Below are 14569 nucleotides of genomic sequence, written 5' to 3'. Positions count from 1 at the left end.
TCAAATTCATATAAAACAGATTGAAATTATCATATTACTGTTGGATGCTCCCTCGAACCGGCCTCTCCCGGCCGCCGCAGTCCAACCGTCCGCCCGCCGATCCTGCCCCGTCGCGGCGCGCGACCCGCCAGAGATTTCGCCCCCTGGAGGCGACAGATGACCAAGACGCGACAGATCAAGCTCGGTGCCTTCCTGATGACGGACGGCCACCACATCGCCGGCTGGCGGCATCCCCGCGCCACCGCGAATGCAAACGTCCGGGTGGACCATTATCTGCGCCTCGCGCGCCTCGCCGAGGCGGCCAAGCTCGACGCCATCTTCCTCTCTGACTCCCTTGGCGTGCGCGACACAAACCTCGATTCGGTCCACCGCACCTCGCGCAACGTGGGCTTCGAGCCGCTGACCCTTTTGTCCGCCCTCTCGGTGGTGACGCACAACATCGGCCTCATCGGCACCGCCTCCACCTCCTTCAACGAGCCCTTCCACATCGCCCGCAAGTTCGCCTCCCTCGACCAGCTCAGCGGCGGGCGCGCGGGGTGGAACCTCGTCACCTCCTCGGGCGAGGAGGAGGCGCGCAACTTCAACCTCGACCAGCACATCCCCCACGCGGACCGCTACGACCGCACGCGGGAATTCATCGAGGTGGTGAAGGGGCTGTGGAACAGCTGGGAGGATGACGCCTTTCAGCGCGACAAGGTCTCCGGCACCTATTTCGATCCCGAAAAGCTCCACGTGCTCAACCATCGGGGCAGGCATTTCAACGTGAAGGGCCCGCTGAACGTCGCCCGCTCGCCGCAGGGCCATCCGGTGGTGGTGCAGGCGGGCGCGTCCGAGGACGGCCGTTCGCTGGCGGGTGAGAGCGCGGAGGCCATCTTCTGCGCCCACCGGACCCTCGCCGAAGCGCGCAGCTTCTATGCCGACATCAAGGCCCGCGCCGCCAACGCCGGGCGCAACCCGGACCATGTGAAGATCATGCCCGGCGTCTTCCCCGTCATCGGCCGCACCGAGGCGGAGGCGCGGGAGAAGTTCGAGGAGCTGCAATCCCTCATCCATCCGGCGGTGGGGCTCCAGCTGCTCTCCGTGGTGGCCGGCGTCGGCGACCTCTCCGGCTATGATCTCGACGGGCCGCTGCCGGACCTGCCCGAGACCAATGGCCCGAAAAGCCGCCAGCAATTGGTGATCGATGCCGCCCGCCGCGACAATCTCACCATCCGCCAGCTCTATCTCTCCATCGCCGGCGCGCGCGGTCACTGGCAGGTGGTGGGCACCGCCGAGCAGATCGCCGACCAGCTGGAGGAGCGCTTCCGCAAGGAGGGCGCCGACGGCTTCAACATCATGGCGCCGCACCTGCCGGGCGGGCTGGAGGACTTCATCGAGCAGGTGGTGCCGATCCTGCAGGAGCGCGGCCTTTTCCGCACCGAGTACGAAGGCACGACCCTGCGCGAAAATCTCGGCCTGCCGTTCCCCACCCATCCGGCCGTGCGCGACGAAGAGGTGCTCGCCGAGGCGGCCGAATAAGGGATTCCGGAACCCTCTGCGCCCCCATGGCTTGATCTCCTGAACCCGGTTTGCGCACCGCGCCCGGGAGGCACCCAGCTCAGGAGGAAGCCATGGCGGAGCCCGGACCGGCCATTCCCGCATCCACGGCCTATCCCGACGATCTCGTCCAGAGCCTCGGCGATCGGCACAACCCGCCGGTGGCGCAGGCCACCAAAGCCGCGGGTGAACGCACGGCCAGCGTCTATGAGGGCAAAGCCGGCGGCGATCGGCCGGCGGAGGATTTCGGCAGCGCCCTCTCGCCCATCGAGGGGCGGGACGTGCTGCCCGGCCCCGATCCCGAAGCGCGCGGCGAAACCCACTGGCATGCGGCGCTGCCCGTGCCCATCGAAGTGACGTCCGTGCCCGGCCTCGTGCTGCGCACGTTGGCGGATGCCGGCGATTTCCTCTCCGGTCGCCATGCCACGCTGGAGCATTCCGCCGCCTTGCAGGAGACCGCCCACGTCCTCATCGCCGCCGCGCGGCTCGGGACGGAGGAGGCGGTGGATACGGCGGGCCGCCGCCTGGCCGCCTATCTCGCCGCCATGCGGCTGAGCTGAGGGCGCGCCATGAACGAAGCCAGCGATGCCGCGAGCGGCTTTTATTTGATCGCGGTGGCCGGCGGCGCGCTCGTGCTGTTCGCCGCTTTGCTCTACGGGACCTTCCAGCGGCGCCGGCGCCGGCAGGAACTCAACGAGCGGCTGCCGCGGGAGGACCCGCCGCGATGATCTTCCGCACCGCCTGCATGTCGGCAAGAAAGCCGGCGTAGGCGGCCGCGCGGTCGGCGTCGGGCGCGCGCAGGATCGAGGAAGGATGGACGGTGACGAAGGCGTCCCGCGCCCCGAGACGCGCCGGCCCGCGCAGGCGGGAGATGGCCAGCGGCTTGCCGGAGAGGGCCAGCAGGGCCGTCGCGCCCAGCGTCACCACAAGGCCCGGCGCCACGAGATCCAGCTCCGCCTCCAGCCACCAGCGCTCATGGGCGACATCGCCCGCGCTCGGTTTCTGGTGAATGCGCCGCTTGCCGCGCTGGACGAACTTGAAACGCTTAACCGCATTGGTGAGGTAGCACGCGCCCCGGTCGATCCCCGCCTCGTCCAGCGCCCGGTCGAGGAGTTTGCCGGCGGGGCCGACGAACGGTCGGCCTTCTTCGTCTTCCTTGTCTCCCGGCTGCTCGCCGACGAAGGCAAGCGCCGCCCCATGGGACCTTCGCCGAAGACGGGGTTCGTGGCGCCGGCCACCAGCGGTCCCTTTTTCTTGCCCTCCGCATTCAGCGCCGCCAGCGCCGTCCTGCGGCGTTCGAGATCACGCAGGTCGAGGGGAGGGGGCGCCATCCTGGTGGCCTCTTATGAAAACGGCGCCCGCTGGAGCGGGCGCGAGTCTTCATGGGGAAGGGCGCCCGCCGGAGCGGGCCGAGTCCTCACGAAAACGGCGCCCGCCCCGGCGGGCGCGAGTCCTCATGAAAAGGCGCCCGCCGCGGCGGGCGCCGGCAGGGCCGCCTCAGGCGGCCTTCTTGTTCACGTTGGCGGAGGCGAGGCGGGTGAGGAGCAGGTCGGTCTCCTTCTCCTCCTTCAGTGTCGCCTCCAGCAGCGGCACCGCATCGGCGAGGCCGAGCTGGGCGGCCCAGGTCTTCAGCGTGCCGTAGCGGGCGATCTCATAATGCTCCACCGCCTGCGCGGCGGAGAGGAGGCCGGCGTCCAGCGCCTCGGTGCCGGCGAAGTCCTCCATGATCTCCTTGCCCTCGTCGACGATGCCGACGATGGCCGGGCAGTGCTTGCCGCGCGCGGCCTTGCCCATCATCTCGAACACCTGCTCCAGGCGCTCGATCTGGCCTTCCGTCTGCTCCTGATGGGTGAGGAAGGCGGCCTTCAGCTCCTCGGACTGGGCCGATTTCGCCATCTTCGGGAGCGCGCGAAGGATTTGCTTCTCGGCGTAGTAGATGTCCTTCAGCGTTTCGGAGAACAGATCCTGCAAAGTCTTGGACTGTGCCATGGGGAATGCCTTTCGTTTGACGTTGCCGCCGGTTTTCTCGTGTCGCAGGCCCAAATCGCACCATGGCCAGCCGGCGCGCGCGAGGGCGCGCGTCCATCCGCGTGGGTCACGGGTGGGACCGGGATTGTCCTTGGGCGATCACCCGCGGGCGCGATGCGCTTCGGGCTGCGAGCACAACGGGTGGCGGGCGGCAGAGTTCCGTTGCGTCGCGCGGCGACTGTCTAGCGCTGCGCCTCGCGCACGAAGGCGGCGACGCTCTTCTTGCTCTCGGCGTCGATCAGGTCTTCGCCATCCTGGGCGAGATCGGCGAGGGTCTGCGCCCGCAGCGACTGGCGCCACAGCTCTTCCGCCGCCAGCATCCGGCGCTTGATGAAGCAGTCCGTCTTGTAGGCGCAGGGGTCCTTGGACTTTCCCGGCCCGCGCCGGCGGATCTCCTTGCAGGTGAAGGCGGGCTCTTTCCCGTCGATGGCTTCCACGATGTCCAGAAGCGTGATCTCGGCGGGGCGCCGCGCCAGCCGGTAGCCGCCGCGGGGGCCGGGCAGGGCTTCCACGAGGCCGGCCTCGGTGAGGGCGCGCATGTGCTTGAGGAGGTAGCTCTCGGACAGGCCGTGCATCTCGGCGAGGCTCTTGCCCGGCAGCACCTTGCCCGGCTCCAGCCAGCACAGCACCAGTGCGCAGTGCAGCGCCGCCTCCACCCCGTCGCCCAACCGCCTCATGCCTGCTCCGGCTCCTGCCCCGGGTTCATCACCGGATGGCCTCTTTCCTACTCCGATAATCATCGATATAATATGTCCATGATTCACGCCAAGGATGGGCGGGATCAGATATCCGAGAGCCGACAGGAGAGCCGCATGGAACCCAGGATGAACGTGGCCGAGGCCGCCCCCGCCCTTTATGCCGCCGTGCGGGCGCTGGACGGGGCGGTGATGAAGTCGGGGCTGGAGAAGCGCCTCCTGCATCTCGTCAAGCTGCGTGCGTCGCAGATCAACGGCTGTGCCTATTGCATCGACATGCACGTGAAGGAATCCCTCGCCGACGGCATTCCCGCCCAGCATCTCCACATGCTCACGGCGTGGCGCGAATCGCCGCTCTACAGTGCCCGCGACCGGGCCGCGCTGGAATGGATCGAGAGCGTGACGCTCATCGCGCAGACCGGCATTCCCGACAGCGCCTATGCGGCGGTGACGGCGGAGTTCTCGCCGGAGGAGATCGCCAAGCTCACCATCGCCATCGGCACGATCAATGTGTGGAACCGCATCGCGGTCTCCTCCCGCATGCTGCACCCGGTGGACCGAGCCGCCGCGGCCTGAGGGAGCGCCCCCGCGCGACTTCGGGGCGCTTCAATCCGGCGCGGTTCGGCCCTATGGCTATTCCGGAGCGGAAAGCGCGGCGGAGGCGGGCATGGATGACGCGGGCAGGGCGCAGTCGGGGGCCGGTGCGGGAGACGGCCGCGACTTCTGGCTGCGCGAGGGGCCTTATCTCGCCATCCTCGCGCTCACGGTGGGTGGCGTCGCCTATGTGGCCATGACGCGCCGGCCGCTGGTCACGTTCTGGGAATTCCTGGCGCTGGCGAGCTGCGCGGTGGGCATCTTCGCCGGCTGGCGGCGCGCCAAGCTGAAGGAGCAGCGCGTGCGGCTGGTGGTGACGCAGCTCCTCCACTGGGGCGCCTTCCTCGCCGCCATGAACCTCGTGTTCCTGCCCAGCGTGCAGGCGGTGGCGGATGCGGATTCCACCAGCCTCATCGTGCTCCTGCTGCTGGCGCTGGGCAGCTTCGTGGCGGGCGTGCACACCCAGTCGTGGCGCATGGGGCTGAACGGCGTGTTCATGGCCCTGTGCGTGCCGGCCGTGGCGTGGCTCGACCAGTCCGCCCTCTTCGTCGCGCTGGTGGGCGCCGCTGCGGTGGCCGGCGCCGGCTTCATCCTGTGGGCGCGCCTGCGGATTTGAGGGGGGTCTCCGCACCGGCGGCGGCGCAGCCGGCGCCTTCGTTCCCCGGACAAGCGACACCGCAGGTGGAGCGCCGATCCGGGGACCAGCGCAAAAAGTCCCGCGCAGCCGGGCAAAACCTTAGAGCGCTGGGCTAGGGCGGCGCCTTCGGCGATCCCTTGCGCTGGGTCCCGGCTCGCATTCCGCTGTCGCTGCATGCGTCCGGGACGCCAGGGTTGATTCACCCCACCCGCCGTCGCCCTCCGGCTCGACCGGAGGGCCCATCCCTCCGCTTGCGCGGATGGCCGGGGTCGCGTGACAAGCGGCACCATGGGTCCTCCGGTCGAGCCGGAGGACGACGGTGCCGCACCCTGTTCCGAGGGGGCTGGCCACGCCATCCCGGTGCTGGGGCAAATCGAGCGATACCCCTCACCCCAGCCCTCCAGCAAGGGGAGAGGGAGTGCGGCCCGCGCGGACCCTTCCCCTCACCCCCGCCCGAGCGCCTTCGCGATATCCGCCTGAAGCTGCGGCAGCAGCTCGGTCTCGAAAAAGGGGTTCTTCTTCAGCCAGCCGGTGTTGCGCCACGAGGGATGGGGCAAGGTATAGACCGCCACCGGATGGGCGAGCTTTTCCCCCGCCGCCCGCACCGCCCGCCAGTTGGCCACCGTCTCGGTAAGGCTCGGCTTCAAATGCGCCGCAAGCCCGAGGCGGGCGAGGTGATAGGCCTGCGCCGGCCGCCCCACGGCGAGGATCAGCCGGAACGGCGGCAAAGTCGCGAAAAGTGTGTCGTGCCAGGTGGCGACGCATTCCCGGCGCGGCGGCAGGTCGCCCCCCGCCGCATCCTGTCCCGGAAAGCAGAAGCCCATGGGGGCGATGGCGATGTGGGCGGCATCGTAGAAGGTGTCCTTGTCCACCCCCATCCAGGCCCTGAGCCGGTCGCCCGAGGCATCGGTGAAGGGCAGGCCCGAAAGGTGCACCTTCGTCCCCGGCGCCTGACTGGCGACGAGGATGGAGGCGGTCGCCGACACCCTGAGCACCGGCCGCGGCTCGTGCGGCATGGGCGCCCCGCGCGGCGCCTCACGGCAGATCCGGCAGGCGCGGATGCGCGCGACCAGCGCGTCGAGGCCGTCGTCAGAGGCTGAGTTCAAGCCCGTCCTCGGCCACGGTGAAATGGGTCTGGTCCACCTCGTCCCGCCGGGCCCACATCTCGTCGCCCATGTGGGTGAGGAGGATGTGCTTCGCCCCCAGCGCCTCGCGCTTTTCCGCGATGGTCTCATAGGCCATGTGGCCGTGCGGGCTGCCGGAGAAGGCGAAGCACTCGCAGATGAAGAGGTCCGCCCCCTGGGCGATGGGCAGGAGCGCGTCCGTCCACTGGGTGTCGCCGGAGAAGGCGAGGATGCGCTTGCCGTCCGTGATCCGCAGCGCGGTGGAGGGCGCGCCCGAGCCGTGGATCACCTCGGCGGTGGTGAGGGTGAGGGGACCATGCTGCGAGGCCGAGCCGGGCTCCACCTCCTTCACCTCGAAGTCGAACCGCCAGGCATTGGTGGCCATGTTCGGGAAGAGCACCTCCATGGCCGCGTCGAGGCGTACTTTGGTACCGGGCGGGCCGATGATGGTCAGCGACTCGCTCCGGCGGTGGACGAACTGGCCGTCGAGCAGGAGGAAGGGCAGGCCGCCGAAATGATCGCCATGCAAATGGCTGATGAACACCTGCCGAACTGCACTGGAATCCATGCCGAACCGGTGCATTTGAACGAGTGAACTCGCACCGAAGTCGAGGGTCGCGACATGCCCGTCCGTCTCCACGCGATAGCAGGAATTTCCCCGCCCGCCGGAGCCGAACGCATCGCCGCAACCCACCACCTTTAGCTTCATGATTTCAAGCCTTTGCGCTCGGCCGCTGGGAGACCACATCGTACCAGCGCTTGAGGTGGGTCTGGTGCTCGGACACCTCGGTGCGGATCACGCGCAGGAAATCCACCGCCACCAGCATGGTAATGTCCGCCACCGAGAAGCGGGGGCCGGCGATGAACGCCCGGTCAGCCAGTTGGTCGTTGAAAAAGCCGAGCGCAGCCAACACCTTGGGCTTGTTCGCCTCGCCCCATTCTGGCACCTGCGGCACCTCCATCTGGGCCATGGCCGGGTTGAGATGCCGGAGCACCATCATGATGGGATAGAACAGGTCCAGCTCCACCCGCCGCTGCCACATTTCCACCAGCCCCTGCTCCTCCGGCGTCCGGCCGAACAGGTTGGGCTCGGGCTGCAAGGCCTCGAAATAACGGCAGATCGCCATGGTTTCGGCGATGGCTGTGCCATCGTCCAGCACCAGAAGGGGCACGCGCTGGCGGGGGTTGAGGCCGGTGAATTCCGGGCTCTTGTGCTCGCCCTTGCCCAGGTCGATGGCCTCCAGGGGCACCGAAATTCCTTTTTCTGCCAAGAAGATACGGACGCGGCGCGGGTTCGGCGCCCGGTTGGTGTCATAGAGCTTCATGGTGGTGCGCTCCCCCCTGGCGTGATTTTATGGCCAGCGAAAGACCATGCCTGCGGCAACCGCGCAAGGGTCGGCGCTCCCGTCCGCGCGTTCCACGATCAGGGGGCGCGCGGATGCTCGGCGCGGTAGTCGGCGGGACGCTGGAAGGTGCCGGCCCACAAGCCCCGCCCGGCGGCCCGCGCCTCAGCCTCTTCGCTCTGGTAGGCCTTGCCCAGATAGGCGATGGCCAGCCCGTTGCCGACCATCAGCGCCGCGATGTCGGTGCCGCCGACGGTGCAAAAACCCAATGGTCGCTTGTATTTATCGCGCTTCTCGGCGCGGCACGACACCGGGCCGCCGGCCAGCGCCTCGGCCAGTGCCGCCCGTGCGGCCTCGCCGCAGCGCCAGGGCCGACCCTCCCGCTCGCAGGTCTGGCGCAGCTCAGGCGCATCGATGCCGGCAAGGCGGATGTGGGTGCCCCCGATGTCCAGCGTGTCCCCATCCACCGCCTCCGCCCGCCCTTCGAGATGTTCGGCGCGCGACAGCATTTCCACCGCCACGGCGAGCACGGCGAGGATCAGGGCCGCGCGTAAAATATCGAACAAACGCATGGAATTAGATGGTCCAGCCTTGGCCGCTCGACGCCGGATGAGCGGGACGCGGGCAGGATGGGGTGGGGGCGTTAACCAATCGTTAACCCACCTGCCGCAGGAGTCGGTGCGAAGGTGACGTTCCGCAGGGTGGTCGATTCCACCGACACTCCGTCCGCGAAGGGCTCCCGCCGCATGTCCGGCCCCCTCTGCCTCCCGCTCGGCAACGCCGCGGCCTCCCAACCGGAGCCGGCGGAAGCGGGGGAGGGATTCGCTGGGCCCGCCATCATCTCATCCAAAATTCTGATCCTGCTCGCGATCTCCGCCGCTGGCGGGCTTGCGCTGGCGGGCGGGCTTGCGGCCGGCGTTGCCGGGGCAATCCTGGGGGCTGCTGCCGTCGTCCTTGCCTTCGCGGTCGTGGCCCGTCACGTCCGGCGCCTCCATGCGGCGCGTGAGGCGGCCGAGGCGAGGGCTCTGGCGGCCGAGGCGGAGAGCCGGCGCGCGGTCGCGGAAAGCCTTGCGAAATCGCGCTTTCTCGCCGAGATGAGCCATGAGCTGCGCACCCCGCTCAACACGGTGATGGGCTTCTCCGAAATGATGGCCGAGGAGGTGCTGGGTCCGCACCGGGTGCCGGCCTATGCCGGCTATGCCCGCGACATCCACGGTGCCGGCCGGCACCTGCTGGCGCTCGCCGACGATCTCCTCGACCTCGCCCGCATCGAGAGCGGCCATCGCACGCTGGTGGAGACGCCCGTGCGGCTCGATGCTTTGGCGGAAGACTGCCTCGCCATGATGCGGCCGCTGGCGGCCGAGCGGCGCCTGCGCCTTTCCCTGGAGCGGCTTGGCATGCCCCGGCTGTGGGGCGACGAGCGGGCGATCCGGCAGATCGCCCTCAACCTCTTGGCAAATGCTGTGAAATTCACGCCCATCGAAGGCCAGGTGCGGCTCGTCGCGGCCGTGGACGCGACGGGCGGGGCCGTCCTCATTGTCGAGGACAGCGGCCCCGGCATTGCCGATGGCGAACTGCCGCTGGGCGTCGCCCATGCCCGCGAGAGCCGGCTTGATCTTGCCACTGGCCGTGGGGCCGGCCTCGGCCTCGCCATCGCGCGGGGGCTCGCGGCTCTTCATGGCGGGGATCTGGAGCTGGCCCGCCGCGCCGGAGGCGGAACGCGGGCGCGCGTGACGTTCCCGCCCGCCCGGACCCTGCGAGGGGCCTGAGTTCAGCCCTCTGAGACGCCCGCCTCCGCGAAGGTGGCCATGCCGCGATGGCAGGCCACGGCGGCCTTCACCACGCCGATGGACAGCGCGGCGCCCGAGCCTTCGCCGAGCCGCATCCCAAGGTCGAGCAGGGGCACGAGGCCCAGCCGGTCCAGCAACGCGCGGTGGGCCTTTTCCGCCGAGACATGGCCGGCGAGGCAGTGGTCGAGGGCGCCCGGGTTCATGGCGTGGAGCACGGCGGCGGCGGCCGTCACCACAAACCCATCCAGCACCACCGGCACCTTCTCGTGCCGCGCGGCGATGATGGCGCCGGCGATGGCTGCGATCTCCCGCCCGCCGAGGCGGCGCAGCACTTCCAGCGGATCGGAGAGGTGGTCCTTGTGGAAGGCGACGGCATCGCGCACGGCGGCGATCTTGCGCTCCAGCACCTCGCCGGAGGAGCCGGTGCCCGCGCCCACCCAGTCCTCTGCGGTGCCGCCATAAAGCCCGTGGCAGATGGCGGCGGCGACGGTGGTGTTGCCGATGCCCATCTCGCCGAGGCAGAGCAGGTCCGACCCGCCGGCGATGGCCTCCATGCCGAAGGCCATGGTGGCGGCGCAAGCCTTCTCGTCGAGGGCAGCGTTCGTCGTGATGTCGGGCGTGGGATAGTCGAGGGCGAGGTCGAACACCCTGAGCCCGGCGTCGAACGTGGCGCAGATCTGGTTCACGGCCGCCTTGCCGGCGGTGAAGGTGGCCATCATCTGCTTGGTCACGGCGCCCGGATAGGGCGAGACGCCGCGGTCGGCCACGCCGTGGGTCGCGGCGAACACCGCTACCATCGGGCGGTTGACCGTCGGCATGGAATTGCCCTGCCAAGCGGAGAGATGGGCGGCGATGGCTTCGAGCCGCCCGAGCGCGCCCGGCGGCTTCACCAACTGCTCCTGCCGGGCCAGCGCCGCCTCGCGGGCGCCCTCGTTGGGGCCGGGCAGGGTGGCGACGAGCTGGCGGATGTCGTCGAAGGGCGAGCCGGAATCTTGCGGGAACATCGGGCGGAATGACCTCTGGGCGCCGGCATTGCCGGGCAGGGAACGCTGCCGCTCAATAGAGCGGGCGCCCCGATCCGGCAAATCCGCCCCGCCGCCCGGCTACGCGCCGGGTGGCGCTCAGCCGCCCTGCTGGGCCTGGGACACGTGGTCGCGCAGTTCCTGGAGGGAGGCAAAGCGGACCACGCCGGTGGGCAGCTCGGCCTGGATCGAGCCGTCCGAATACAGCGTGTAGGCCATGCCGCCGACGATGCCCGACTTCAGGATGCGCGGCTCATCCGGCTCGCGGGCGGGAGCCGGTGCGGGAGCGGGAGGCGGAGCCTCGGGCGGCGCGGCGCGGGCCGGACGGGGCGGCGGTTCATAGCCGGTGCGCGGACGAGGAGGCGCAGGCGGGGCAGCCGGCGCTTCGGGGGCAGGCTCGGGGCCGCGCTGGAGCCGCTGTCGGCGGGCCTCGACCATCGGGTCGGCCGTCGGAGCGGCCTCGGGCGGCGGCAGGAGCGGGGAGGGGCCGGGACGCCGCTGCGCGGCAGGGCGCTCCTGCTGGCGCTCGGGGGCGCGTTCCGGAGTGCGCTCCTGGGGACGTTCCTGAGGCCGGTCGGCCGCACGTTCACGGGCTGCCGGCGCAGCGGCCTCGGCGTCGGCCTCGTCGGCGGAGACCAGATCATCCACGGAGAGGCGCGGCGCTGCGCCGCGGCCGGCGCGGGCGGGACGGGCCGCGGGCTGCGCGGCGGCTTCCTCGGCCTCGGCCTCGCCGGCCGGGTAGGAGCGCTCGATCTGCCGCGTCAGTCGGTCCAGCTGGCGCAGCACCAGGCCCATGGCGGTGATGACGAAGCCGCCAGAAGCGGCCACGGCGCCGGTGGTGATGAGGGTATTGCCGAAGGCCGAGACGTAGATCGTCACCCCGAGGCCGATGACCGCGAGCCCGGCCAGAGCGATGAGAACGCCGAGAAGGACCAGGAACCACCACATCTCGAACCCCACTTCCGCATGCCGGCCTCAGCCGTTCTGATCAAAGGTGGTACCTCGCCGCGAAAATCGGCCGCTTCAAGGTTGTTTGATGGCGAGCGCGACCCTATCTAGGTCCTCGCTCGGACATGTCGTATACCCGGTATGGCGCCGGGGCAGCGATTTCGCCCCGGGCGAAACGCCGGATAGATTGCGGAGATGTTTCATGTCCTTCACGCTGCCCGACCTGCCCTATGCCTATGACGCGCTTGCGCCGTACATGTCGCGCGAAACGCTGGAATACCATCACGACAAGCACCACCTCGCTTATGTCAACAATGGCAACAATCTCCTAAAGGGAACTGAATTTGAAGGGAAAACCCTCGAGGAGATCGTCGTGGGCTCGTTCGGCAAGAACGCCCCGCTCTTCAACAACGCCGGCCAGCACTACAACCACCTGCATTTCTGGAACTGGATGAAGCCGAACGGCGGCGGGCCCATCCCCGGTGAGATCGAGAAGAAGATCATCGAGGACATCGGCTCGGTCGAGAAGTTCAAGGAGGACTTCATCGCCGCCGGCGTCGGGCAGTTCGGCTCGGGCTGGGCGTGGCTCGCCCTCAAGGACGGCAAGCTCGTCGTGCTGAAGAGCGCCAATGGCGAGAACCCGCTGGTGCAGGGCGCGACCCCGATTCTCGGCGTCGACGTGTGGGAACACTCCTACTACATCGACTACCGCAACCGTCGCCCCGACTACCTGAAGGCGTTCGTGGACCATCTCATCAACTGGGACTATGTCGCCGAGCTTTACGGCAAGGCCGTCTGACCGGCTCCCATTCCGGGCCTGCTCCTCGCCGAATGGCGTGGGCGCAGGCCCGCTTGGTTGCTGCGCGAGGCCGATGGAGGGCGGCAGCCTCTTCCGCCGCTCCGGAATTCACGTGCTGAACAAATACGCTCGGGCGCACGGCTTTCTTTCCTGCCGGTGATCGACTCTGACCGGCAAGAATACTGCGCCGGTTAATCTTACCTTCGGTCAGCTATGCTGCCGCAATTGCTCCCGAAGTTGCCTTAATTTTTTGCAACGCACAGCATAATTTTGTTGCGATCCTCCTCTACTCCATCTTAGCTGTGATCCGCGTAGCTGCCTGCGGTAATATGGTGGTGTATCGCGCTGGGGGCCTGGAAGCGATTCCGGAATCGGCGCGACAGGAGTTGGGTTCGGGATCCTCCATCAATGTCGTTCCTCGATATCGAACGTCGGCCGGGCGCGATTGCGGACGCGTGCGCCCTTGTCCTCATCGCCGGTGTGGCGGTCATCGCCGCTCTCACCTTTTCCGATTATGGCCTCGGCTGGGATGACTTCACCCACTCCCAGTATGGCGACCTCCTCTATTCCTACTTTTCGTCAGGCTTGACGCATCGGAAGGTCTTTTCCTTCGTCAACCTGTATTATTACGGCGGCGGCTTCGATCTCGCGGCGGCTGCCCTCTCCAAGGCGCTGCCCTTCGTCGATGTCTTCGACATCCGCCGCCTTCTGGGCGGGCTGGTCGGCGTCTTCGGCTTCGTCCTGGTGTGGCGGGCCGGCCGGCGGCTTGCCGGGCCGTGGGGCGGGCTTGCCGCCGTCGCCCTCCTGATGATCTGCCCGCTCTATTACGGGCACATGTTCATGAACGCGAAGGACGCACCCTTCGCCGTGGCCGTGGCCGGCGTGCTCTATGCCTGCATCCGCGCGTTCGATGAATTTCCCCAGCCGTCGCCGCGCACGGTGACCCTGTTCGGCCTGTTTCTCGGCCTTGCCATCGGCACCCGCGTCCTCGGTCTTCTTTGCGGCGTGTATCTCGCCGCCGCCATCGCGTACGTGCTGGCGGTGGAGTGCGTGCGCCTCGGCATCAAGCCGGCGCTGCTGCGTACCCTGCGCTTCACCGGCATCCTGATGCTGGGCCTGCCGCTGGCCTATTTCGTGCTCGGCATCGTCTGGCCCTGGGGCGTCGCGGAGCCGCTCAACCCGTTGGTGGCGCTCCAATACTACTCGCACTTCTGGGAAGTGCCGTGGCGGGAGATGTTTGAGGGCCGGCCCATCCTCGTGCCGGACATGCCGCGCACCTATGTGCCCACGCTCTTCTCCGTGCAGATGCCCGAGCTGTTCCTCGGCCTTGCGGTGGCGGGCGCTGCGGGCGCGATCGTCTCGGCCTTCGTGGGCAAGGAGACCCCCGCCAAGCGCGCGCGGCTGGTTCTGATCGTTACCGCCGCCGCCTTCCCGGTGCTGCTCACGGTCGTCACCCGCCCGGTGATGTACAACGGCATCCGTCATTTCGTGTTCGTCACGCCCGCTCTGGCGCTGCTCGGCGGCTATGCGGCGGCGTGGTTGTGGCAGAGGGCGCAGGGCCTCCCGCGTCTCGCCCAGGCCGCCGTGGCCGCGACTTTCGCGGTCGGGTTCGCGGTGCCGGCGGTGGACTTCCATAATCTCCACCCCTACGAATATACCTACTACAACCACTTCGTCGGCGGCATCAAGGGCGCGGACGATCTGTTCATGCTCGATTACTGGGGTCTTGCCTTCAAGCAGGCCACGGAGGAGCTGGACGAATATGTGGAGCAGCACCGCCGCACCCTCCCCCAGGGCCGCAAGCTGCGCGTGGCCGTCTGCGGCCCCCACTTCGCCGCCGCTGCAGAATTGGGACCGCGCTACGAGACGACCTACGACAGCAGCAATGCGGACTTCTATATGCGTCTCGGCGAGTTCTATTGCGCCGACGTGAAGGCGCCGCTGCTCGTGAAGGTCGAGCGCGAGGGCGTGACCTACGCCACCGTCTACGACGTGCGCGGGCGGCCGTTCCCGAGCGTCTTCGCCGCCGGGCAGTAGGGTCCGATCGCAAGGG

16 protein-coding genes and 1 pseudogene are annotated in these 14569 nt (G+C 68.7%); 8 read left to right on the top strand and 9 right to left on the bottom strand.

The genetic code is table 11. The features are described 5' to 3' along the window. Positions 1–156: 156 nt before the first annotated feature. The 3 genes from ACT535_RS14825 (at position 157) to ACT535_RS14815 (ending at position 2264) form a co-directional block, all read left to right on the top strand. Positions 157–1518 carry an LLM class flavin-dependent oxidoreductase gene (locus ACT535_RS14825; protein ID WP_476364987.1) on the top strand — a complete coding sequence of 454 codons (1362 nt, stop codon included), beginning with the start codon at positions 157–159 and terminating at the stop codon, positions 1516–1518. A 92-nt stretch (positions 1519–1610) separates the two neighbouring features. Further along, positions 1611–2096 (top strand): hypothetical protein, encoded by a 486-nt coding sequence (locus ACT535_RS14820; protein ID WP_476364986.1) that lies wholly within the window; start codon positions 1611–1613, stop codon positions 2094–2096. Positions 2097–2105: 9 nt separating this feature from the next. Further along, complete coding sequence (locus ACT535_RS14815) at positions 2106–2264, top strand: hypothetical protein (protein WP_476364985.1); 159 nt, start codon at positions 2106–2108, stop codon at positions 2262–2264. On the opposite strand, the pseudogene ACT535_RS14810 reads toward ACT535_RS14815, so the two are convergent. The 3 genes and pseudogenes from ACT535_RS14810 to ACT535_RS14800 form a co-directional block, all read right to left on the bottom strand. Further along, positions 2227–2819, bottom strand: a pseudogene (locus tag ACT535_RS14810) (UdgX family uracil-DNA binding protein); the annotation flags it as partial. The gene ACT535_RS14815 and the pseudogene ACT535_RS14810 overlap by 38 nt on opposite strands. Positions 2820–3033: 214 nt before the next feature. Further along, the gene (locus ACT535_RS14805; protein ID WP_476364984.1) at positions 3034–3525 is read right to left on the bottom strand and encodes a YciE/YciF ferroxidase family protein; all 492 of its coding nucleotides are present in this window, start codon (positions 3523–3525) and stop codon (positions 3034–3036) included. A 221-nt stretch (positions 3526–3746) separates the two neighbouring features. Next, complete coding sequence (locus tag ACT535_RS14800) at positions 3747–4241, bottom strand: RrF2 family transcriptional regulator (RefSeq protein WP_476364983.1); 495 nt, start codon at positions 4239–4241, stop codon at positions 3747–3749. A gap of 135 nt (positions 4242–4376) precedes the next feature. Here ACT535_RS14800 and ACT535_RS14795 point away from each other — a divergent pair, with 135 nt between their 5' ends. Both ACT535_RS14795 and ACT535_RS14790 read left to right on the top strand, forming a co-directional pair. Next, entirely contained in the window at positions 4377–4835 is a 459-nt protein-coding gene (locus ACT535_RS14795; RefSeq protein WP_476364982.1) for a carboxymuconolactone decarboxylase family protein, read from the top strand. Between the two features lie 91 nt (positions 4836–4926). Further along, positions 4927–5469 (top strand): hypothetical protein, encoded by a 543-nt coding sequence (locus ACT535_RS14790; RefSeq protein WP_476364981.1) that lies wholly within the window; start codon positions 4927–4929, stop codon positions 5467–5469. 464 nt (positions 5470–5933) lie between these two features. Here ACT535_RS14790 and ACT535_RS14785 read toward each other — a convergent pair whose 3' ends face one another. The 4 genes from ACT535_RS14785 to ACT535_RS14770 all read right to left on the bottom strand — a co-directional run bounded on the left by ACT535_RS14785 (position 5934) and on the right by ACT535_RS14770 (position 8529). Continuing rightward, positions 5934–6596 carry a uracil-DNA glycosylase family protein gene (locus tag ACT535_RS14785; protein ID WP_476364980.1) on the bottom strand — a complete coding sequence of 221 codons (663 nt, stop codon included), beginning with the start codon at positions 6594–6596 and terminating at the stop codon, positions 5934–5936. Then, positions 6580–7323: an MBL fold metallo-hydrolase gene (locus ACT535_RS14780; RefSeq protein WP_476364979.1), complete on the bottom strand. Its 744-nt coding sequence runs from the start codon at positions 7321–7323 to the stop codon at positions 6580–6582. Before ACT535_RS14780 ends, ACT535_RS14785 begins: the two co-directional genes overlap by 17 nt. Before the next feature lie 4 nt (positions 7324–7327). Then, complete coding sequence (locus ACT535_RS14775; protein ID WP_168459100.1) at positions 7328–7939, bottom strand: glutathione S-transferase; 612 nt, start codon at positions 7937–7939, stop codon at positions 7328–7330. A 98-nt stretch (positions 7940–8037) separates the two neighbouring features. Then, positions 8038–8529: a thermonuclease family protein gene (locus ACT535_RS14770; protein ID WP_476364978.1), complete on the bottom strand. Its 492-nt coding sequence runs from the start codon at positions 8527–8529 to the stop codon at positions 8038–8040. Between the two features lie 114 nt (positions 8530–8643). Here ACT535_RS14770 and ACT535_RS14765 point away from each other — a divergent pair, with 114 nt between their 5' ends. Continuing rightward, complete coding sequence (locus ACT535_RS14765) at positions 8644–9726, top strand: sensor histidine kinase (protein ID WP_476364977.1); 1083 nt, start codon at positions 8644–8646, stop codon at positions 9724–9726. A gap of 2 nt (positions 9727–9728) precedes the next feature. On the opposite strand, the gene cobT is transcribed toward ACT535_RS14765, so the two are convergent. Then, positions 9729–10751 carry a nicotinate-nucleotide--dimethylbenzimidazole phosphoribosyltransferase gene (cobT, locus tag ACT535_RS14760; RefSeq protein ID WP_476364976.1) on the bottom strand — a complete coding sequence of 341 codons (1023 nt, stop codon included), beginning with the start codon at positions 10749–10751 and terminating at the stop codon, positions 9729–9731. 117 nt (positions 10752–10868) lie between these two features. Further along, complete coding sequence (locus ACT535_RS14755; protein ID WP_476364975.1) at positions 10869–11717, bottom strand: hypothetical protein; 849 nt, start codon at positions 11715–11717, stop codon at positions 10869–10871. Between the two features lie 202 nt (positions 11718–11919). Here ACT535_RS14755 and ACT535_RS14750 point away from each other — a divergent pair, with 202 nt between their 5' ends. Both ACT535_RS14750 and ACT535_RS14745 read left to right on the top strand, forming a co-directional pair. After that, on the top strand, positions 11920–12516 hold the full coding sequence (locus ACT535_RS14750; protein WP_024277967.1) for a superoxide dismutase: 597 nt from the start codon (positions 11920–11922) through the stop codon (positions 12514–12516). Between the two features lie 408 nt (positions 12517–12924). Beyond that, a complete protein-coding gene (locus ACT535_RS14745; protein WP_476364974.1) occupies positions 12925–14553 on the top strand; it encodes an ArnT family glycosyltransferase in 1629 nt (542 codons plus the stop codon). Positions 14554–14569 lie beyond the last annotated feature (16 nt).

The organism is Xanthobacter sp. DMC12 (genome assembly GCF_056314105.1).
This window is presented reverse-complemented; position numbering and strand designations above follow the sequence as displayed.